Raw genomic sequence first — 20470 nt, forward strand, 5'->3', positions numbered from 1 at the left:
TTTCCACTATTATGGAAGAATAAACAGATAACGGCATAAATAGGAAAATAGATTACACCACCGAGAGTGAACACCTTACTAAATTCACAGACAAGGATATTACACTATAGCTTAATGGGCTCACATTTTTACAAAGTGATGACCCCGAAAGTAATGGCTGCGATCGTCATGATGATGGTTGTCCCAAACGCCCATTTAAACAGGAATTTTTGATGATCCCCAAAATCCACGCCTACAAGGCCAATCAATATGAATGTTGCAGGCACCAATGGTGATAAGGGGAACCCTGCGGTCGAATGACCTAATAATGCCGCCCTTCCGATTTCTACAGGGGCAATGCCGAAGTTCGATGCCGTTTCACTTATGATTGGCAGAATGCCAAAATAATAGGCATCAGGTGAAAAAATGAACCCCATCGGTATGCTCGTCAGCGCTACCACCAGTGGCAAATGTGCCCCGAGCCACTCCGGAATGACAGTTACGATTGAAGCAGCCATCGAATCCATCATCTTTGTTTCCGTGAATACACCCGTAAAAATCCCTGCTGCGAAAATGAGTGTACAAATCATCACGAAACTATTGGCATGACTTAAAATCCTTTCCTGCTGTTCTTTTGGGTTCGGAAAATTAACGAATAGTGCAATCGCAAAAGCAGCGGCAAATAAGATTTGGATCGGCAGCACTTCCATCACCAGCAAAACCATCAGTAAAATCGTCAAGAACCAATTAAACCAAAAAAGCCTGGATGTTCCTTGAGGTGCGGTTTCAACAGCTGCCGCCTGTTCGCCCATACCTGGTTGCATGTTCGTCTCCAGGGAACCGACTCCCAATCTCTCCCTTTCCTTTTTGCCAAGTACATATGCCGAAAAAAGCGTCCATAAAAGACCGCAAATCATGACTGGAATAAGAGGTATGAATAACTCCGATACTTCCACCTGAAGGCTAGCGGCCGCCCTGACCAAAGGACCTCCCCAAGGAATCATATTCATGACGCCAGCGGCCAAACCAACGACACAGGCCAATACGAGCCTGTTCATCCCTAATTTGATATAAAGCGGCAGCATGGCCGAAACAGTGATCATGAATGTAGAAGAACCGTCTCCGTCCAAACCTACCAATATGGTTATAATGGCGGTTGCCATGACAACCTTTAGTGGATCTCCTTTTACAAAACTCAGTATTTTAGCGATCATGGGCTCAAATAAACCAACGTCAATCATTAAACCAAAATACAGAATAGCAAAAACGATCATGACTGCTGTCGGTGTCACCTTTAAAATACCCGCAACCATCATATCTCCCATTTCCGAGGCAAACCCACCAATCAGACCAAAAGCTATCGCCGTGAAGATAAAAGCGACAACCACTGATAACCGCTTCGTGATGACCAAGACCAGAAACGTTAAAATCATACAAAACCCTAAAATCGTCAACATGTTTAAAACTCCTTTAATTGGAAAAATGAAAACCTTTTGTTTATTTAACTTTTCTGAAAAATCAGTATTTTCACATTATACCATTTGCCCATTCATTAAAAAACCTGTTAAACAAATTCGTTTAATAAATTAGTTAATTTCTGTATACTATTATTTAGGAACCCGAAGTTTTTTTCGGAGGAAAGAAGTGTTGTATGTAAAATGAACGCTCATAAAATAGCTAAACGGAACCTTTTCATCATGTGGTTCGCCAATTTCTTCATAGGCGGGAGCATGACGATGGTTCTCCCATTCATATCCTTATACATTGGTACATTCGGAGATTATTCGACTCAATATATCCAGCATTGGTCCGGATGGACTTTTGGAATCACTTTCGTGACAGCCTTTTTATTTTCCCCCATTTGGGGACGGATTGGTGACCGGTATGGCAGAAAGAAAATCTTGATTGCCTGCGCCTTTGGGATGGGCCTGTCCATCTTCCTGATGGGATTCGTCGAAAATGTTTGGCAGCTATTCGTCCTAAGGATGTTCACAGGAATATTCACTGGCTTCATTTCCATGTCCCAGGCCTTCATATCAACGCAGACACCAAAAGAAATTGCCGGACGTGTACTGGGAACCTTACAAACGGGAAATATAACCGGTTCCCCTTTTCGGACCATTGCTTGGCGGCGTGCTTGCAGACACACTCGGCTATTCAACCGCCTTTAAATTCACCTCCATCACCATTTTCATCTCTGGTCTTCTTGTTTTTGCAACCAAGGAGTACCGAATGGAGCGGCAGAAGGGAACGAAGTCGAGCTATACTAGCAGGGAGGTTCTCTCACATATCTTAAGGAATCCCATCTTGGTGAATGTCATGCTCATCTCCACGCTTGTCCAAGTTGCCCACTTCAGCATCCAGCCCATTCTTTCTTTATACGTTGGTGAGCTGCATGGAACTTCCAATCTTGGTTTTTATTCAGGAATCGCCTTTTCTGCAGCAGGCCTGGGGAATTTATTGATGGCGCGTCACTGGGGCAAGATAGGTGATCGGCATGGACATGTGAAGATTCTTGTGCTGCTTCTTTTTCTGACAGCTCTTGTCTATTTTCCCGGTGCCTTCATCAATCATTTTTGGCAGCTTGTCTTTGTACGTTTCATACTAGGCATGGCAATAGGCGGCATCATCCCTGTAAGGATTGCCTACATTCGCCAAGAAGCGCCTGTCGCAATGCAGGGGGAAGTGCTTGGGTACAATACGAGCCTGCGCTTTTTAGGCAATATCATCGGACCCGCAATGGGCGGAATGGTTGCTGGTTTCTACGGATTCTCTGCCGTCTTCATCACGACCAGCACGTTACTCCTCATAGCCGGACTTGTCCTCTATTTCGCGATGCACCGTAATCCGGAGTTGGCCAGATCACATTAATCACATTTTTGGCAAGAAAGCCTGCTTCCATCTGGAAGCGTGCTTTCTCATGTTTAATGCTCATACAGCTGTAGTGCTCGATACTTCTGGAGCTTTTTTATATGGGGAATGATCGAAGAGAAATCAAGGAAAAGAGATTTGAAGGGTCACGTTCATGCCTATCCGAAAAGTTCACCAACTCTTATGACACACCCATAAACTGATAAGTATTTTTCCTGCACTTCATAAACACATCAAATTATATGTTAAGATTATTTTAGGCAAATTTTATGAAAGTAAAAGACGCAAAGCCACGGGCCTAAACCAACAACTTAGTTGTCATGGCAGCCGGGTTGCCAAGATTTTTCTTGAATGGATCACTTTATAATTAATTTTCTTGCCCCTTTTTAATTTGCCTAAAATTAAAGCAAGGAGGGTTATATATGTTCTTTCCAACCATTTACTCAGCTACTACGGATGAGAGACACATAGTTAAAGATAAAAATACTTGTGCATGTGGCACAAGATATAATGCATTCGCAATGTTATCCAGAAGCGACCTTCGAAAGATCAGGTTCAAGCATTATAAAGAAGTAACATGTCCTTTATGTAAATCCAGTATCATTGATGAGGAATAGCCCCTTAACACCATGACGGTTCCTACTCCCAAACTTTGATAGAGCTGGCTTTTCACCCTCACCACTTACATATATGGTAAAAGGGAAAATACCATTCCGATAAAAAACTCTCTTACCTCCCGCCCACATATTGACACAGTTAGAGCACGATCTTTTTTTCATTATATGAATGGTAAATGTATGGTCAACCTATAATGGGCTCGATAAGATATAAATCATGAAGTAATCATTAGATTGTATCGCGTAGAATGTCATGAATCGGTTCCAATCGGTGGCGTAAAGCTAGTAGGAAAGGGAAATCCATGTTTTTGATTTTTAATTATGAATTAGATCTCTACCGTTTTACTCCACTCCCCCTAGCGGGAATTTTACAAAAGCCCATAGGAGCCCCTTACGTCAAAAATGGCCAAGCCATTAACGGAAATCCCATTCGACTGACTTTATTCAAGCATGACATGTATGCATTCGCCCACCTCCATATAATTGACTTCCCTCACATGATAGCTCAATCAACTTTTGCACCAATTCTTCTCTCCTAAAGCATTTTTCCTTCGTACGATAAGAAATGAATAGCCCTCGATTTGTCGTTTATATTATCCATATAGATAGAATAAAGGACTCATGCTATAATTTAGTGCGTTAAAAAAGAAATGAACCCATATATATAAGAAAGAAGGAGTGTTTCTTTGAATACATCTGCATACAAAAAGGAATGGTTCGGCAACGTTAGAGGAGATGTTCTTTCGGGAATTGTCGTTGCCTTGGCATTGATTCCTGAGGCGATTGCCTTTTCGATCATTGCTGGCGTTGACCCAATGGTTGGTCTATATGCCTCATTCTGCATTGCCATCGTCATCTCCTTTGTCGGCGGAAGGCCGGGAATGATATCGGCTGCCACTGGCGCAATGGCACTCGTCATGGTCGACCTTGTTAAAGATCATGGCTTGAACTATTTACTTGCTGCAACCATATTGACTGGTTTGCTGCAAATTTTACTAGGGGTTTTAAAAATCGGGAAATTAATGAAGTTCATTCCGAAGCCGGTCATGACTGGTTTTGTGAATTCTTTAGCTATCTTGATTTTCACGGCACAGCTCACCCATTTCGTGGGCGAAACATGGATCATGTATGTCATGACAGCCGTTTCATTAGCTATCATTTATCTTTTTCCGCTGATCACGAAAGTCATACCTTCACCCCTTGTCGCCATCATATTCATGACGATCGTTGCGGTTACCATGGGGGCTACGGTGCGGACGGTTGGGGATATGGGGCAATTGACCGAAGCGCTTCCGATGTTCATGCTTCCAGGCATCCCTTTGACCTTCGAAACTTTGGCGATCATTTTCCCTTATTCCATTGCCCTTGCGTTTGTTGGACTGCTTGAATCGTTATTGACGGCTCAAATTGTCGATGAGATGACTGACACGGACAGTAATAAAAATAAGGAAGCAAAAGGCCAGGGGATTTCGAATATCATCGCCGGATGTTTTGGCGGCATGGCAGGATGTGCGATGATCGGCCAATCCGGTATCAACATTAAATCTGGTGGAAGGGGCCGGCTCTCGACATTTGTAGCGGGCGCATTCCTTATGGTATTAATCGTGGTATTGAATGATGTCCTTATCAAAATACCGATGGCTGCACTTGTCGCAGTCATGATCATGGTTTCAATCGGGACATTTGACTGGTCTTCCCTAAAGAGGCTCACTAGAGCTCCTAAGTCGGATGCAGCCGTGATGATCGTGACGGTCCTCATTGTCCTTTATACACATGACTTATCAAAAGGGGTATTTGCCGGAGTGCTATTGAGCATGATTTTCTTCTCGGCTAAAATTTCTAAAGTGGCAGTAGAGAAAACGGCAGACATCCAGGCTAAGAAAATCACTTATCGTATCAGCGGACAAATATTTTTCGCTTCTGTCCAGGACTTTATTTCAAAGTTCGACTTCAAGGAAAAAGCCGATGCAATCGTCATCGACTTCTCCCATTCCAAAATCTGGGATGATTCCGCAGTCGGTGCTGTCGATACGGTTATTCTTAAATATCAGCTCTTGGGAATACCTGTCCAAGTCCAAGGACTCGATGAAGAAAGTTCGACATTGCTTGAAAAACTCGCCACCTCAGAAAGTAAAATATCTTAAAGAAGTAAAATTCTGCTGAATAGAAACTTTTCAAACCGACAAAATAGATAACATGAATCATTTCCTTTTGAAAGGAGCGAAAAGCATGACACCAGAACAGGATTATACGGCAGCAAATCTGTCACCGGATTTATTGAATGAACTGAAAATCTTTGAAAGCAAACTTGGCGAGGAAGCCAATAAAGAATTGATTGTCATCGCCTATGAAAAAGAAAAGGAATCTTTAAATTAAGAAAAAAGACTCAAACACCCTTAATGGGATGGTTGAGTCTTTTTTTGAATGTACAGAAAAAGGGTGCCCATGTTTTTAATGAGCAACCCTTTTCCTGTATTATTTGCTGAATACGTCGGTTAAGACCGGCACGATTTGTTTTTTACGCGATACAACGCCTTCCAACACGGCGATGTTATTGTTTAATGAAACGTCATATGCCTTTTCAACTGCATATGACGCTTTACCAAGGGCCAAGGCAACGGAATCATTAGTCAGGATATCCGTTACGACGAATAGGAACAAGTCCAATTCCTTCACTGCGATGACCGCTTCAATCGCTGCTTCCAATTCAGCTTGCTTAGCAAGGACTTCGTTCGGATCAACAGCATTGACCTGTGCTATTTCCACTTTAGCCATTCCCATGGAGAATTCCTTTGCATCAAGAGTGATGAGCTGGGCAATCGTTTTGTCGCTTAAGTCAGCACCCGCTTTCAACATTTCCAAGCCATATTTTTCAGCGTCGACTCCTGCAATGGCAGCCAGTTCCATTGCTGCCGCAACGTCTTGCCCCGTGCAAGTCGGGGATTTGAACAATAAAGAATCGGAAATGATGGCAGATAGCATAAGACCTGCGATTGCTTTAGGGACTTCAATGCCGTTTTCTTTATAAATTTTATTTAAGATGGTTGCCGTACAGCCAACTGGTTCCGCACGGTAATATAATGGATCGCTTGTTTCAAAGTTAGCGATACGGTGATGGTCGATAACTTCCAACACACGGACTTGGTCAATATCTTCAGCACTTTGCTGGCGTTCGTTATGATCGACCAGGATTACGCCATCAGCTTCCCCTGCAACTTTTTCCACAAGACGGGGAGCATCGAATTTGAATTGGTCCAATGCATATTGAGTTTCACCATTCACTACACCCAGACGAACTGGTTCAGCGTTGATACCTAACTGCTTTTTCAGATCTGCATAAGCGATTGCTGAACAGATTGTGTCTGTATCCGGGTTTTTATGTCCAAAAACTAATACTTTTTCCAAGATTTTATCCCCTTTTTCATAAAAATTTTTCCGCGAATCCCCTCATTGCAATAAGGGAGAGCCACCTTTACTAGACACTTTATTTTAACACAAAATCCCGTAAAATCAGCGCTTGATTTATCCATTCCCCCATAAAATCTTTCATTCCCCTACCCTCTTCCATCACTTTGTCAATAGATAAGGGTTGGTTTTTTTCAAATATATTAGTTGAATTATCATCGTATATGGCTTACGATAATATAAGCAGAAATACTAGATATTGATTACATAAACAATTCCAATAACTATATATAGAATTTTTATAATCCAAGGTGCCAGTGATGGCTGAAAAGGGAATCCGGTGTAAACCCGGAACTGTCCCCGCAACTGTAAATGTGACGAAATGAGAAAACCACTGTATAGCTCTCTATACGGGAAGGACTCAAAGTAGGATGATCATGAGTCAGGAGACCTGCCTTGAATTTTTCACGTTTCTTATTCTTCGGGGATTGAGATGATGAAACGATAGTATAACGGCTATTTTTTCATGGCTCTTTTATTCTATCGTTTGATCCGCTCAATTCTTTGGGCGGTTTTTTTATTTTAGCGGAAGTTAACAAGGAGGATTATTAATGACTCAAACATATAACTCTACCATAAGTGAAAATGACACAGAAGCGAAATCCATCCAGCTTGAGACGTTATCGAAGGAATTCGAAGGCCGTCTCGATATGGAAAAGTTCAAAAGGCGTTTTACAAAATGGCTTGATCGCAAAAGTGACTCAACCGAAGAACAGGCATCAAAAAAACTGATTCAGCTCGCTCTTGAAGGCGTGGATATCGATGCACCGGATTGGACTTTCGTTGCTGCAGCAGAACTGTTGAATACAATGTATAGGGATGCACAAGCCAATCGAGGATATGAAGGCAAGAGTTATGGCCCATTCTATGAGCTGATCACAGAACTCTCCCAGCTATCGGAAGGTCAGCGTTATCCCATTTATAAACCAGAACTGCTATCTTCATATACAAAAGCGGAAATTGAGGAATTGGGATCGGTGATCGACCCGGAAAAAGATAAATTATTCTCTTACATAGGCATCTACTTATTGAATGACCGCTATCTGGCCCGCCCAAAAAAGGACAAGGTCTTCGAACTGCCGCAAGAACGTTTCATGATCATCGCGATGGAAATCATGCGAATGGAAAAAAAGGAGCACCGCCTGCAACTGATAAAAGAAGCATACTGGGCCATGTCCAACCTTTATATGACCGTTGCGACTCCTACACTCTCCAATGCAGGTAAAACACATGGACAGTTAAGCTCCTGCTTTATCGACGCAATTGAAGATTCCATTGACGGAATCTACCTATCAAACTACGATGCCGCAAAAGTATCTAAATTCGGCGGCGGTGTCGGTCTTTACGTCGGTAAGGTTCGCTCGCTTGGTTCCGATATCCGCGGTTTCTCTGGAAACAGTTCAGGCACGACGCCCTGGATTCGACTATTCAACCAGACAGCTGTTAGTGTCGATCAATTGGGTCAACGTAAAGGTGCCATCGCGATTTACTTGGATGCCTGGCATAAAGATATCATGAGCTTCCTCGATTTGAAGACTCAAAACGGGGATGACAGATTAAAAGCACATGATATTTTTACAGGTGTATGCATACCGGATTTATTCATGGAGGCTGTACGCGACAGAAAAGAATGGTATCTTTTCGATCCGCATACCGTTAAGCAAACCCTTGGATTTTCACTTGAAGATCTTTATGACGAAAAGAAAGGCGAAGGAAGCTTCAGGAATCATTATGCACTTGCTGTCGAGGCCGCAGAAAATGGCACGCTTCCAAACTATAGCTTTGAGAAAATCAATGCGATGGACATCATGAAAAGCATCATGATTTCTCAATTAGAAGAAGGCGTACCGTATATGTTCTACCGCGATGAAGTGAATCGGAAGAATCCGAATAAACATAAAGGTATGATTTATTGTTCTAACCTTTGCACGGAGATTGCCCAAAACCTAAGCCCTTCGACGATCACGGATGAATATGAAACAGAAGATGGAGATGTTGTTGTGGTTCGTAAAAGCGGCGATTTCGTTGTCTGCAACCTTTCATCCATTAACTTGCCCCGAGCGGTGGGCAGCGATGTTCTGGAAAGATTGATTCCCATTCAGATCCGTATGCTGGACAATGTCATTGATGTGAATAATCTTCCTGTCAAACAAGCATCCATCTCGAACAAACGGTACCGTGCGATTGGTTTAGGAACGTTTGGATGGCATCATTTACTTGCCACACAGAATATTTATTGGGAATCCGATGAGGCTGTTCGCTATGCAGATGCTTTATACGAAAAGATCGCTTACTTAACTATCAAGGCATCCAACGAATTGGCCAAGGAAAAAGGATCTTACCCATATTTTGAAGGTTCTGATTGGCATACAGGGGACTATTTCGAACTGCGTGACTATACAGATCAAAAATGGCTGGATTTAAAAGCAGACGTGCAGGAGCACGGAACCCGTAATGGCTATTTAATGGCGATTGCCCCCAATTCATCGACAGCCAAAATCGGTAATTCCACGGATGGAATCGATCCTTTGTATGAAATTGAATTTTACGAAGAAAAGAAAAACTTCAAATTCAAGGTGACCGCACCAGGCTTGACGCCAAATACGTATGAATATTATAAAAAGACGCGCTTCAATTTGGATCAACTGGAAAGCATCAGGCAAAATGCAGCCCGCCAACGCCATATTGACCAAGCAATCAGCTTTAATCTGTATGTACACAATACAATCAAAGCGAAGGTCCTTTTGGATATCCATTTAACGGCATGGGAAAGCGGGTTGAAATCAACGTATTATGTTCGTTCGACGTCTTCCGAATATGACAATGCCTGCGAAAGCTGTTCAAGTTAACGTCAATCATGACCCAGTAATCTATTCTTAAAGGAGTTTTCACGAATGACCAATCATATAAAAAAAATTCGGATGCTCGAACCGACGCATCCAACAAAGGCAACCGGTGTTTTCAAAGGAGAAGCTTCAGGCTTCCTCCTTTGGAACGATATACAGTATGAAAAATTCTATGATACCTATACACAGCTCATCAATAACTTTTGGAAGCCTTCGAGCGTGAACATGATTCAGGATAAAAAGCAGTGGGGCGAATTGGATGAAGATATCCAGGACGCTTTTCTCGATATCCTTACGATGATTGCTGGAATGGACAGTCTTCAAACACCCACTTTAGTAGAGATCCTTCGGTACATCAAAGATCCGGCGGCAAAAGCTATCCTGGCCAACATGGCCCAGCAGGAATCGATCCATAATGAGTCTTATTCCTATATCCTTGCTTCCTTGATTCCGGTAGGCAAGCAAAAACAGCTTTTCGACCGCATTAAAGAACATCCTGAAGTGATTAAGCGTAACCAACCGATCGTTGATGCTTATCAAACGTTCGTGGACGATCCCAGCCCTCAGCATTTATTCGAGGCACTGATCCATTCAACGAACCTTGAAGGGATTTATTTCTATCTGGCTTTCGCTTTTTATTATAATTTAGGACGCCAAAATCTAATGACCGGTTCCGCTACGATGATATCCTATATTCATCGCGATGAAATGGTCCATTTCGATTTCATTGGCATGCTCGTTCAAATCTTGATGTATGAATATCCTGAGTTAAATAATGAAGAAAACACGAAGTTCATCTATACAACGATTGAAAAAGCAGTCGAACTCGAAAAGGAATGGTCTGAATATATGCTCGAAGATATCCAAACGAAAGCCGATCTCGATTTGGAAGAATTCAATGAGTACATCGAATATATCGCCAACAAACGGTTACGTATGCTAGGCCTTGAAAATTTGTATAAAGAGTATGGCGAGAACCCGATGCCATGGATCAAAACGTTCGATGATGAATCCATCGGCCTTACCAAAACCGATTTCTTCGAACAGAAGTCAAGGACTTACAGTCAAGTAAATGCCAGCAATGGGTTCGATGAGCTGTAAGATTGCCATTGTCTATCATTCTGCCGGCGGCAATACAAAAGCGCTTGCTGAAGCCCTCGCTGCCCTTTTACCTGAGGCTTTCCTATATCGAATGAATGAATTCGATTTACGTACATTGCCGGATTACGATGCATTGATCGTCGGCACCTATACATGGGGCAATGGGGAGCTTCCCGCTAAATCAGCTGCCTTTTATAAAGAACTGGAACAGTTGCCTATTGCTCGCCTGAAAACGGGAGTCTTCGGCACTGGCGAAACCAACTATAATCATTTTTGTGGGGCGGTCGATGATTTCCGGGACATGTTATTTGCCAAGAGCCAGTTATTGGTGACATTGAAGATAGAACAGATGTATCAAGAATCAGACCTGCACAGACTTCAAAAGTTCGCCTCGCTATTCCAGAACTGACTGAAAGGGGATATGCGTTTTCGCATATCCCCTTTCAGTGTTTTTTTTAAAACTCGGCTCCCTCAATCATAGCAACGGTAAGCATGAAGTATAATGGAAGAAAAAAGGAGATGATATCCAATGATTGAGATTGCAACCCAGTTCCTGCCTATTCTTTTTATGCTAGTGCTTGTCGCTTTCGTTATATTCATCGTCTTTTTCCTGTCAGGGCATTTTAATCGTACTAAACGGATCGAAGAAAAATTGGACAAAGCATTAAGGGAAATCGCCGAAAAAAAAGAAAAATAAAAAGACTCCAATATCGGAGTCTTTTTTTTATATGCGTTCAATTATTTTTGAACGTTAGCAGCTTGTGGTCCACGAGCGCCTTGCTCGATTTCGAAAGAAACTTCTTGGCCTTCTTCAAGCGTTTTGAAGCCTTCACCTTGGATAGCTGAGAAATGTACGAATACATCGTCTTGGCCTTCAACTTCGATGAAACCGAAACCTTTTTCTGCGTTAAACCATTTTACTTTACCTTGTACCATGATAGTTCCTCCTGTGTTTGGAAAAATCCATTTTATTACTATTTTTGGTTCTGGATAATGTTTCAAGAGGAATCCTATTACAGTAAATCCTTCTATCAAACTTTTCCGAACAAAAATAATTACTCATATTATATCATGGAAAATCCTAAAAAAACAAGATTATCGCCGTAAATCAACCGACAAATTATCCTAAAATTCTACATTTTCCTCTTCTTGCTTTGTCGGAAGCCTTCGTCCAATAAGTAGCGTTCCGCCTCAACCGGACTTTCGAAACATTCCTCAAGATTCGACCCTGAATAAACATTCCAAAGCAGGTCTTCCTTTTGAAGTGTAAGCTCTTGCTTTTCAGGGCCAATCCATGCCCCTTCCAACCTAGCGAACTCGTTTTCCTCTTCTTCGATTTCAGCCGGAGGTTCAGATAGGTAATCCACGCTTCTTTGGATCAATTCTTTTAATTCCGCTTCATTATAGTCACGTATATTGATAAACCCTTTACGGTCAGTGTCTTTTTTTCTCATATGCCCTGCGTAAACGAACCCATTTCCATTGGGATGCAAGTGCTGAACGACGATCTTTTTCTCCTGGACGCTATCTGGATAATGGAAGTTCACACGTCCCAATGAAACGTCTTTTCGCTGTAATTCCGGAAAAGTTTCAATGATGCTCAATTTTTCTTCAAATGTTAACAAATTTCTTCCTCATTTCATTAGTTCATATTGTTTGTCGATTATAACACAGACTGATTAGAAACAATAATCCCCCTCTTCCATTATAATGTAATGAAAAGGAGTGATAGGATTTGATCATGAGAATTCGGGACCTGGAATCAGACTATGGCCAGCAGCTATTTAAACTGCAGAAAGAATCCTATAAAGTGGAAGCGGAAATGATCGGTTTTGCCGATATACCTCCTCTATTGGAAACATATGAACAATTCATACATTGCCATGAAACGTTTTTATGCTATTTAAAGGGTGATGCCTTAGCTGGTGCCATATCTTATACAAAAGAGAATGGCCAAATGCTGATTTGCAGAATGGTCGTCCACCCTGATTATTTTCGGCAGGGTATTGCGGACGCATTGTTGCATGCTCTCCAATTACACGTCGACTGGGAAAAGATATCCGTTTCGACCGGTAAAATGAACCTTCCCGCACGAAACCTTTACGAAAAAAACGGATTCACCCATAAAGAGGACGTAGAAGCCGCACCTCGCTTATCCATAAGCATATACGAAAAACAGCATTCATTTTATGTATGTCACGATAAAAAGCATAATGAATGAAATGACAATGATTACGGCAACCCATAGCCAGGCCAATGTCATATTCCCGGAGTCCATGGCGATATAAATCGCGGTCGGTATGGTTTGTGTCTGTCCGGGAATGTTTCCGGCAAACATGAGTGTGGCCCCGAATTCCCCCAACGCACGCGCAGAACTTAAGATGGCACCTGTGATGATCGATTTGACCGCCAATGGGAGTGTTACAAACAGGAATAACCTCCACTCGCCGGCCCCGTCAACCCTTGCTGCATTTTCAATTTCTTCATCTATACCTTCAAAGCCCGTTTTAGCGGATTGGTACATTAGCGGAAAAGCTACCACTGTAGATGCAATGACCGCAGCCCACCACGTGAACATCAGGGGCTGGTCAAAAACCCTTTCAATGAATTGTCCAGGCATTCCATTCTTGCCAAAAATCACGATCAACAAAAAACCAACGACGGACGGCGGCAAAACAAGCGGCAATAAAAACGCTGTTTCCAACAGGACTCTTCCCCTGAATTGCTTTTTAGCCATCATTCGTGCCAGGAAAATTCCTAAAATGAAAACAAGGATACCCGCCAGTCCCGCTACTTGTATCGATAGCCTGACTGGTGACCAAAAATCCCCTGTCATGATACTTCTCTCACACCACTATTAAATATCGGCATATGCAGGTCCTTATTCGGTTTCATTACCCAAACCATTTCTTTTTCATTAAAGGCAGATTTCATTTCATTTTCTCCCTTTCCTTTTAAAATAACATTTAAGTTTATTTTTCTTGACATCTTGCTGACACAAAGAAACGTTAAAGTAAGAGTATCACAAATATAAAAATAATTTCATTCCAATAAACTTGAAAACTTTGAAGGAGTCGATTTTAATGGTAACAATTTATACTACTCCAAGCAGTTTAGCGTGTCGTAAAGCAAAAGCTTGGCTTAAGAAGAACGAAATTTCCTTTAATGAACGTAACCTATATTCCCAACCTCTTTCTATAGAAGAAATAAAAGAGATTTTACGTAAAACGGAAGGCGGGACAGATGAAATCATCTCAACCCGTTCCAAAAAATTCAAAAGCCTGAATATCGATATAAATAATACACCGCTTAATGATCTTTGCAAGCTTATTCAAGATAACCCGGATTTACTTCGCCGGCCGATCATTTTCGACCATAAGAACTTGCATGCAGGATATAATGAAGAGGAAATGGGACGCTTCCTTCCAAGGAAGGTCCGTCATGTACAATTATGGCGGGCAATCAGCCAATTAGCTTAATTAGTTAGCATTCTGCATAATAAGAGGGTTGTCCATTACAAGGACAACCCTTTTTTATATTTGATCCGCTTTTTCTATGACAATCGTGAAGATGGTGCCTTGTTCATTGCTATCCTTAAGCATAAGATCTCCCTTTTGCGCTTTTGCGAGCATCTTACTGAATGGCAGTCCCAAACCTAAACCGCGTACCTTCAACTTTTTGTTTTCGCCTCGATAAAATGGTTCGAACACATATTGCTGTTCATGCTTGGGTATCCCCCGCCCGCTGTCCAGAACATCAATGCAGATTCGTTCTTCATCCTTTTCATAAAGATGAATTACTATTTTCCCTTTGCCGTCAAGTGCATGTCTGGCATTATTCAAAAGGTTAATGACGATTTGCTGCATCCGCAAAGAATCAATTTGTCCAAAGACCGGTTCATCAGGAACTTTTATCTCAAAAGCGAACGCTTGATCATCATCTTGGGTCACCTGCCAGCGATAGGCGATTTCCTTGATGAATATATTGATATTCTCTTTTTGCACCCGGATTTTAAAAGCGCCTGCCGATATGGCATTATAATTGAGTAAATCCTCTATCATACCTTGTAAACGCTGAGTTTCCTTTAAGGAAATATCGAGGAATTCCTTACTTTGCTCTCCCTTGACGACATCATCTTTCACCGCTTGTATCAGTCCGCTAATGGAAGTGACTGGCGTTTTCAAATCATGGGTTACGCCCGCGAGCAATTCCGCACGCAACTTCTCCATGACCTTCAATCGATTGGTCATTTCCTTAAATGATTCTATCAGTTCATAGATTTCTTCTTCCTTGATTTCCTCTTCCTCTTTGAAATGGATATCATAGTTGCCTTCACGAACCTGGACCGCGGCGTTAGCTACGTCTTGGATGGGGCGCGAAATCTGCCTGGAAAGAAAATAAATGACGCCCGTTCCGAGAATCAGAAGTCCTCCAATCATGATCGCCAACAAGCCATGATCTTGGTTGATTTCCTTCAATGCCCCTTCTTCCTGGGCAATGACCACCCAGCCTCTCGTCTCATCATTGAACGTAATGGGGGATTTGACGACATATACTTTGTTGTCGGAAATCTTGACCTTCTGCACCAACTCCGTATTTTTCATGATGACGTCCGGGAGTTTATTTTCATCCGGATCGATATACAACTGTGGCATCGTATATATGATGGTGGCATCGGGATCGACGATATAGATGATTGGCTGTTGATTCAGATGGAGGATTTTCTCCCGTTCCTCAACAATTTCCGAAAGGACCGGGCCAACGACAATCTGGCCATTTTCCTTAATCGCCCGATCGGATGTTTCATCCGCTAAGTACTTTAGAAGGCTGAGCCTATATTCCAAAGCCGTTTTTTCCATCCACCATAAGGAAAAAACAGATAATAATATCAAACCGGAAATCAAGGTCAATACGTATCTCTTTGTCCAATAGCGTTGTAAAGTGGTTCTTTTTTTAGTTTTCATAGACACTCAATTGATACCCCAATCCACGCAAGGTTTTTATTTCTCCCTCAGTTACCGGCCATCCATCTATCGCCTTCCTGATTCGTTTGATCGCCAGGTCCACTGCACGGTCACTGCCGTCATAATCCATGCCCCACACCTGGTCGAGCAGCTGCTCCCTCGTGAAAATTTGATTAGGGTGCTTAGCGAAAAAAACGAGCAGAGACAAATCACGCGGCGTCAAGTTTATCTCTTCCCCATTCAAATGCACCATATATGACAAATCATCGATGGTTAAACTCCCAAATTCGTGCACATGACCATCTTCCGTAGCAACCGATGATGATGACCTTCTTAAAACGGCATGCACCCGGGCCACGACTTCTTCAGCAACGAAGGGTTTGGAGATGTAATCATCCGCACCTGACTTAAATCCCGATAATCTGTAATCGACATCTGTCAGTGCAGTCAACATGATAACCGGACAGGTATCGTCCTCACGAATTTCCTTCAATATATCCCAGCCTTCCTTACCCGGCAGCATGACATCTAGCAGGACAAGGTCTGGCTTCGTTTCTTCAAACATTGGAATGGCCTTTAGCCCATCGTAAACTTGGACTACATCAAATCCTTCCCGCTCCAAATATGCTTTCAATACCATCGATATGGCAATTTCATCTTCTACTACAAGAATTTTCTTCATATATGGATTCCTCCTTCCTGAATTATAGTGAAATTATTTTGTATATGCTAACTATTAAAAAACACCAAGCCTTTTCCCTCAATTTTACCCTTTTTATGTGTCAGGATTATGTTCGCAGTAAAATTAACCGGTGTTTTCACTTCGTAACTTTATGTAAGTGATCTCGATTCATTTTAACAGGAATGCCGCAACATGATCGTAAAAATCATACAGAAAAACTATGAGCTCCTCATTACACTCTAAAGAGGCTGGCTCTAAACTGAGCCAGCCCTTTTCAATTACATGTCTCGTGTGGATTGGGACAGCCCGCTTCCTGCCTTTCCACTTGGATCGTGCTATGTTCAATTCCAAACTGATCATGAAGTAGTTTTTGCGCTTCTGCTAAAACTGAATCGTGATTACCGTTCTCATCTATGACAACATGGCAGCTCATTGTAAAAAAACCAGAGGTGATCGTCCAGATATGGAGATCATGGACATCGGATACACCATCCAATTCCACCAAGGATGCTTTCACTTCATGCATATCGACTTGGCCTGGTGTGCCCTCCATCAAGATATGGAATGAATCCCTCACTACCCTAAAACCGCTGATAATAATTAAAATCGCGACGATGACGCTCGCAATCGGATCTGCAATTCCCCAATCGAAAAAATAAATCAAGAGTGCGGCCGCAATGGCACCCACAGATCCAAGCATATCACCAATGACATGTAAAAAAGCACTTCGCACATTCAGATTGTCTTCTTTATCTCCGTTCATTAAAATCCAGGCGGCAATGACATTAACAAGTAAGCCGATGATTGAAATCATTAGCATTCCCATGCTTTGAACCTCAGGAGGATCCAGGAACCTCTTAATTGCCTCTACGAAAATGAATACGGATATGACGATCAATGTCAATCCATTCAAACAAGCAGCAATGATCTCAAACCGTTTATACCCAAACGATTTGGACGATGTCGCTTTCCTTTCCCCCAACCTTATCGCTGTATAACTAAGCCCTAATGCTGCCGCATCGCTAAGCATGTGACCTGCATCCGACAGTAAAGCCAGACTATTTGTCAAGAATCCCCCAATGACCTCGACTATCATAAATGTGGAGATTAATAAGAAAGATGCCAACAATGCTTTTTTATTGTTAGAATGGTGGTGTCCGTGCCCATGATCATGGGAGTGACCATGATGATGTCCCATGCCATCCCTCCTCTCGATTTGAAACTTATATATAGTATGGGATAAATCCAGAATGGTTTCAAATGATTCACTTCCGGTATTCACTGGCTGTAAAAAGAGCGATCAAACGGGCAGGAAGTGAGTTTTTATGAAAAATAAAAATCGGCCTTCAACCAATTCAAAGTAAAAATAAACGCTACAGACATTCCCTGCAGCGTTTTCCCCGTTTATTTATCCTCTTGCATCGTATCATCGACAATGGCAAACAGATCCTTATTAAACAATTCATCATTACAGACAAGACTATGCCGTTCCATCTCTTCCTGCTCTTGAATTACCTGTTCATTTTCCTTCATGACCTACCTCCAGCTTAATGATGTTTGCCTATTATCGTATCCGCAGGCATGTACCTTTATGCTCAACATTTCCCCAACCTTCATCTTATATAAACGTCTTAGGCCTGCTGCCCGCCATGGAAGGCACGTATAATGAATTCATGCTCTGGAACTTGTAAGCTTTGGTACGATGACAGGAACGATGTATTATCATAGGCCACTTTTTCAAGCTTTACCTGAATACCCGCATTTTCAATTGAAACAATGGCATAAGGAGCAACTGATTCACCATTACAGCCAAGAGAACCAGGGTTCAGGAATATCGTTCGGTCATTTTTATAAAGGTGGATAGGATGATGGTGTCCGAATGCTATTAAATCGTGATGCTGATCTTTGAAAAGCATTTCCAAGTTATTTAAACTCGGTTCAACGATTTTACTATATGGATTTTGGCTTATGTGCTCATCCAATTTCTTCGATTCCATGTGATAATGGGTGAAGTAAACGGAGTGATCATTAATGATATGATGTATGGTTCGAGGCAATTTTTCCAATTCATTTATGAATTTCCGCTGCATCCTTTCAGCTATCCATTCATGATGCTCCTTAACATGAATATGTCCGTCCGGATGCGGCTCCCCGTTAATGATGGCCAGGACAGCTTCATCATGATTTCCAGTTATCATCGACAAATCATTTCTTGAAAATAAAAGTTCAAGGACTTCATTTGTATCCGGGCCAATCCCAACCATATCTCCCAAACAATAGAGACGATCTATTTCTTCCCTTTTGTCAATATCCCTAAGGACGGCTTTTAACGCTGAAGCATTACCATGCACATCCGTTATAATGGCAACTTTCATGACTTAGTTCAGCTCCCTTCCTCCACAATCCACATGGTATATTATAACATTTAAAACGAAATCAAAAAAATATTCGGGCTTAATCCCTTGATTTGCCCACGCCCATTTTTTATGAATAAGCAAACACTTCGGCCTAGAATACATAGTATGAAGTATTCCCGGTAAAGATGTTTTGCTAGGTATGTAATTCATAATATATATGAGGAGGAAATCAAATGGGTGGAAATGGTAACGAATGTTGTGGCGGCGGTTTCGATAACGGATTCGCATTGCTGATCGTATTATTCATCTTGCTGATCATCATTGGATGCAGTTGGGGATTCGGCGGCGGATTCGGCGGATGCTGCTAATAATGACATAAATCAAAAAGGCGCCTGATCATGGCGCCTTTTTTTGTTATGGATTGACTTTTTAGTTTTTGTTTTTACTATTCCAAATAGGCTTTTCCCTCTTCAAACTTTTATTACATAATACGAGAAAGATCCATAAATTTCAGATGTTAACCTAGGGAAAACCTTCTTCTAGACATGGACGGATGGCAAATTAGGTACCTTCCGCACTCAAATCATAAAAGGGGCAGAGAGCCTGCTAAATCCATCCTCCATATGTTTTTTCGCATCTTTCATCATGTCATCAAGTAATTCCTTTACCGTGGGTATATCGTCAATCAATCCGGCAACCTGGCCGCTGTTCATAAAACCATTGGTAACATCCCCGTTCATCGCTCCATTAATATGATGGACTTCAGAGGTCATTTCACGATAATTCACGGGAGACAGTCCCTGTTTCTCCATATCCAGCACTTTCTCGGTATAAGGGTCCTTCAATACCCTCCTGACCTGTCCAAATGATCTGCCCAAAATTACCGTATCATTGCCCATCGCTTCGATTAGTTTCTGCTTATATGATGGGTGGAACGGTGCTTCTTGTGTAGCAATCAGCCTGGTTCCCAATTGGACGCCTGAAGCCCCCAGCATCAATGCAGCTGCCAACCCCTGCCCATTGCCTATTCCGCCAGCGGCCAAAACGGGAAGCGTCACATGCTTGCTGATTTGCGGAATGAGTGTAAACGTCGTCATTTCCAGGTTCGAGTTGATGCCGGCAGCTTCAAACCCTTCTGCGACCAGCACATCTGCCCCTGCATCTTGCGCTTTTTGTGCGTGCTTGACCGACGCAACGATGGCAATCACTTTTATATTCTTTTTTTGCAATAGTGGAATGAAAGGGGCAGGATTCCCTGCAGATAAGGAAACTACAGGTATATCATGCTTCAGGACAAGATTCACTAACTCATCTGTATATGGACTAACGTTTATTGGAATGTTCAACGCAAAATTGTTATTGGTTTTATCTTTGGTTTCGAGAATGATGGCTTCTACCTGTTCAGGAGTCATGGTACCGCACCCTATTGTTCCCAGGCCCCCTGCATTGGATACTGCAGCCGCTAGACTTGCATTGCTTATATTCCCCATGCCGCCTTGAATAATTGGATATTTTATCGCAAAAAGTTCACAAATATATTTCACTTTCATCCCTCCCAGTCATTTTAATGTTATACTATATTCATTAG

General features: G+C 42.1%; 20 protein-coding genes, 1 pseudogene and 2 riboswitches. Of the genes and pseudogenes, 10 read left to right on the forward strand and 11 right to left on the reverse strand.

Going from position 1 to position 20470, the window contains the following annotated elements; genetic code table 11:
• Positions 1 to 128: 128 nt before the first annotated feature.
• Positions 129 to 1436, reverse strand: a complete 1308-nt coding sequence (locus AC1DIV_RS13745) for a CitMHS family transporter (protein ID WP_406594846.1) — start codon at positions 1434 to 1436, stop codon at positions 129 to 131.
• A 201-nt stretch (positions 1437 to 1637) separates the two neighbouring features.
• On the opposite strand from AC1DIV_RS13745, the pseudogene AC1DIV_RS13750 reads away from it, so the two are divergent.
• The 3 genes and pseudogenes from AC1DIV_RS13750 (at position 1638) to AC1DIV_RS13760 (ending at position 5843) form a co-directional block, all read left to right on the forward strand.
• Positions 1638 to 2850, forward strand: a pseudogene (locus tag AC1DIV_RS13750) (MFS transporter).
• A gap of 249 nt (positions 2851 to 3099) precedes the next feature.
• Positions 3100 to 3190: riboswitch (cyclic di-GMP riboswitch) on the forward strand.
• A gap of 963 nt (positions 3191 to 4153) precedes the next feature.
• Positions 4154 to 5611: a SulP family inorganic anion transporter gene (locus AC1DIV_RS13755; RefSeq protein ID WP_340875056.1), complete on the forward strand. Its 1458-nt coding sequence runs from the start codon at positions 4154 to 4156 to the stop codon at positions 5609 to 5611.
• A gap of 85 nt (positions 5612 to 5696) precedes the next feature.
• Entirely contained in the window at positions 5697 to 5843 is a 147-nt protein-coding gene (locus AC1DIV_RS13760; RefSeq protein WP_340875054.1) for a hypothetical protein, read from the forward strand.
• A 99-nt stretch (positions 5844 to 5942) separates the two neighbouring features.
• Here AC1DIV_RS13760 and AC1DIV_RS13765 read toward each other — a convergent pair whose 3' ends face one another.
• Positions 5943 to 6872, reverse strand: a complete 930-nt coding sequence (locus AC1DIV_RS13765) for a manganese-dependent inorganic pyrophosphatase (RefSeq protein ID WP_340875052.1) — start codon at positions 6870 to 6872, stop codon at positions 5943 to 5945.
• A 292-nt stretch (positions 6873 to 7164) separates the two neighbouring features.
• Positions 7165 to 7345: riboswitch (cobalamin riboswitch) on the forward strand.
• 138 nt (positions 7346 to 7483) lie between these two features.
• Here AC1DIV_RS13765 and AC1DIV_RS13770 point away from each other — a divergent pair.
• The 4 genes from AC1DIV_RS13770 to AC1DIV_RS13785 all read left to right on the forward strand — a co-directional run bounded on the left by AC1DIV_RS13770 (position 7484) and on the right by AC1DIV_RS13785 (position 11576).
• Positions 7484 to 9781, forward strand: coding sequence for a ribonucleoside-diphosphate reductase subunit alpha (locus AC1DIV_RS13770; RefSeq protein ID WP_340875050.1), 2298 nt, complete (start codon positions 7484 to 7486; stop codon positions 9779 to 9781).
• 45 nt (positions 9782 to 9826) lie between these two features.
• Positions 9827 to 10879, forward strand: coding sequence for a ribonucleotide-diphosphate reductase subunit beta (locus tag AC1DIV_RS13775; protein ID WP_034314867.1), 1053 nt, complete (start codon positions 9827 to 9829; stop codon positions 10877 to 10879).
• Positions 10851 to 11288 (forward strand): flavodoxin domain-containing protein, encoded by a 438-nt coding sequence (locus tag AC1DIV_RS13780; protein ID WP_477576562.1) that lies wholly within the window; start codon positions 10851 to 10853, stop codon positions 11286 to 11288. The genes AC1DIV_RS13775 and AC1DIV_RS13780 overlap by 29 nt, the downstream gene beginning before the upstream one ends.
• A gap of 120 nt (positions 11289 to 11408) precedes the next feature.
• Positions 11409 to 11576 carry a hypothetical protein gene (locus AC1DIV_RS13785; protein ID WP_340875047.1) on the forward strand — a complete coding sequence of 56 codons (168 nt, stop codon included), beginning with the start codon at positions 11409 to 11411 and terminating at the stop codon, positions 11574 to 11576.
• Positions 11577 to 11617: 41 nt separating this feature from the next.
• Here AC1DIV_RS13785 and AC1DIV_RS13790 read toward each other — a convergent pair whose 3' ends face one another.
• Together AC1DIV_RS13790 and AC1DIV_RS13795 are read right to left on the reverse strand one after the other, a co-directional pair.
• Positions 11618 to 11815: a cold-shock protein gene (locus AC1DIV_RS13790; protein WP_028393295.1), complete on the reverse strand. Its 198-nt coding sequence runs from the start codon at positions 11813 to 11815 to the stop codon at positions 11618 to 11620.
• A 197-nt stretch (positions 11816 to 12012) separates the two neighbouring features.
• Positions 12013 to 12504 carry a hypothetical protein gene (locus AC1DIV_RS13795; protein WP_048678038.1) on the reverse strand — a complete coding sequence of 164 codons (492 nt, stop codon included), beginning with the start codon at positions 12502 to 12504 and terminating at the stop codon, positions 12013 to 12015.
• 116 nt (positions 12505 to 12620) lie between these two features.
• On the opposite strand from AC1DIV_RS13795, the gene AC1DIV_RS13800 reads away from it, so the two are divergent.
• Entirely contained in the window at positions 12621 to 13100 is a 480-nt protein-coding gene (locus AC1DIV_RS13800; protein ID WP_251543557.1) for a GNAT family N-acetyltransferase, read from the forward strand.
• Here AC1DIV_RS13800 and modB read toward each other — a convergent pair.
• Complete coding sequence (gene modB, locus AC1DIV_RS13805; RefSeq protein ID WP_323597877.1) at positions 13062 to 13715, reverse strand: molybdate ABC transporter permease subunit; 654 nt, start codon at positions 13713 to 13715, stop codon at positions 13062 to 13064. The genes AC1DIV_RS13800 and modB overlap by 39 nt on opposite strands.
• A 247-nt stretch (positions 13716 to 13962) precedes the next feature.
• Between modB and spx the strand changes: the two genes are divergently transcribed.
• A complete protein-coding gene (spx, locus tag AC1DIV_RS13810) occupies positions 13963 to 14358 on the forward strand; it encodes a transcriptional regulator Spx (protein WP_034314875.1) in 396 nt (131 codons plus the stop codon).
• A 54-nt stretch (positions 14359 to 14412) separates the two neighbouring features.
• Here the strand turns inward: spx and AC1DIV_RS13815 are convergent, their stop codons facing one another.
• The 5 genes from AC1DIV_RS13815 to AC1DIV_RS13835 form a co-directional block, all read right to left on the reverse strand.
• Positions 14413 to 15843, reverse strand: a complete 1431-nt coding sequence (locus AC1DIV_RS13815; RefSeq protein WP_340878459.1) for a HAMP domain-containing sensor histidine kinase — start codon at positions 15841 to 15843, stop codon at positions 14413 to 14415.
• Entirely contained in the window at positions 15833 to 16525 is a 693-nt protein-coding gene (locus tag AC1DIV_RS13820; protein WP_072272516.1) for a response regulator transcription factor, read from the reverse strand. Before AC1DIV_RS13820 ends, AC1DIV_RS13815 begins: the two co-directional genes overlap by 11 nt.
• 274 nt (positions 16526 to 16799) lie before the next feature.
• A complete protein-coding gene (locus AC1DIV_RS13825) occupies positions 16800 to 17723 on the reverse strand; it encodes a cation diffusion facilitator family transporter (RefSeq protein WP_340875043.1) in 924 nt (307 codons plus the stop codon).
• A gap of 206 nt (positions 17724 to 17929) precedes the next feature.
• The gene (locus AC1DIV_RS13830; RefSeq protein ID WP_318260538.1) at positions 17930 to 18058 is read right to left on the reverse strand and encodes a hypothetical protein; all 129 of its coding nucleotides are present in this window, start codon (positions 18056 to 18058) and stop codon (positions 17930 to 17932) included.
• 98 nt (positions 18059 to 18156) lie between these two features.
• Complete coding sequence (locus tag AC1DIV_RS13835; RefSeq protein ID WP_340875038.1) at positions 18157 to 18900, reverse strand: metallophosphoesterase family protein; 744 nt, start codon at positions 18898 to 18900, stop codon at positions 18157 to 18159.
• A 215-nt stretch (positions 18901 to 19115) separates the two neighbouring features.
• Here AC1DIV_RS13835 and AC1DIV_RS13840 point away from each other — a divergent pair, with 215 nt between their 5' ends.
• Positions 19116 to 19250, forward strand: coding sequence for a YjcZ family sporulation protein (locus AC1DIV_RS13840; protein WP_063577172.1), 135 nt, complete (start codon positions 19116 to 19118; stop codon positions 19248 to 19250).
• A gap of 210 nt (positions 19251 to 19460) precedes the next feature.
• Here AC1DIV_RS13840 and AC1DIV_RS13845 read toward each other — a convergent pair whose 3' ends face one another.
• On the reverse strand, positions 19461 to 20426 hold the full coding sequence (locus AC1DIV_RS13845; protein ID WP_340875035.1) for an NAD(P)H-dependent flavin oxidoreductase: 966 nt from the start codon (positions 20424 to 20426) through the stop codon (positions 19461 to 19463).
• Positions 20427 to 20470 lie beyond the last annotated feature (44 nt).

The organism is Peribacillus sp. 05N428 (genome assembly GCF_056397085.1).

Coding starts and splice junctions, on each gene's coding strand:
- AC1DIV_RS13745 (WP_406594846.1), bottom strand. CDS start 1,436: ATGTTGACGATTTTAGGGTTTTGTATGATTTTAACGTTTCTGGTCTTG.
- AC1DIV_RS13830 (WP_318260538.1), bottom strand. CDS start 18,058: ATGAAGGAAAATGAACAGGTAATTCAAGAGCAGGAAGAGATGGAACGG.
- AC1DIV_RS13800 (WP_251543557.1), top strand. CDS start 12,621: ATGAGAATTCGGGACCTGGAATCAGACTATGGCCAGCAGCTATTTAAA.
- AC1DIV_RS13840 (WP_063577172.1), top strand. CDS start 19,116: ATGGGTGGAAATGGTAACGAATGTTGTGGCGGCGGTTTCGATAACGGA.
- AC1DIV_RS13775 (WP_034314867.1), top strand. CDS start 9,827: ATGACCAATCATATAAAAAAAATTCGGATGCTCGAACCGACGCATCCA.
- AC1DIV_RS13770 (WP_340875050.1), top strand. CDS start 7,484: ATGACTCAAACATATAACTCTACCATAAGTGAAAATGACACAGAAGCG.
- spx (WP_034314875.1), top strand. CDS start 13,963: ATGGTAACAATTTATACTACTCCAAGCAGTTTAGCGTGTCGTAAAGCA.
- modB (WP_323597877.1), bottom strand. CDS start 13,715: ATGACAGGGGATTTTTGGTCACCAGTCAGGCTATCGATACAAGTAGCG.
- AC1DIV_RS13760 (WP_340875054.1), top strand. CDS start 5,697: ATGACACCAGAACAGGATTATACGGCAGCAAATCTGTCACCGGATTTA.
- AC1DIV_RS13780 (WP_477576562.1), top strand. CDS start 10,851: ATGCCAGCAATGGGTTCGATGAGCTGTAAGATTGCCATTGTCTATCAT.
- AC1DIV_RS13820 (WP_072272516.1), bottom strand. CDS start 16,525: ATGAAGAAAATTCTTGTAGTAGAAGATGAAATTGCCATATCGATGGTA.
- AC1DIV_RS13785 (WP_340875047.1), top strand. CDS start 11,409: ATGATTGAGATTGCAACCCAGTTCCTGCCTATTCTTTTTATGCTAGTG.
- AC1DIV_RS13835 (WP_340875038.1), bottom strand. CDS start 18,900: ATGAAAGTTGCCATTATAACGGATGTGCATGGTAATGCTTCAGCGTTA.
- AC1DIV_RS13825 (WP_340875043.1), bottom strand. CDS start 17,723: ATGGGACATCATCATGGTCACTCCCATGATCATGGGCACGGACACCAC.
- AC1DIV_RS13815 (WP_340878459.1), bottom strand. CDS start 15,843: ATGAAAACTAAAAAAAGAACCACTTTACAACGCTATTGGACAAAGAGA.
- AC1DIV_RS13790 (WP_028393295.1), bottom strand. CDS start 11,815: ATGGTACAAGGTAAAGTAAAATGGTTTAACGCAGAAAAAGGTTTCGGT.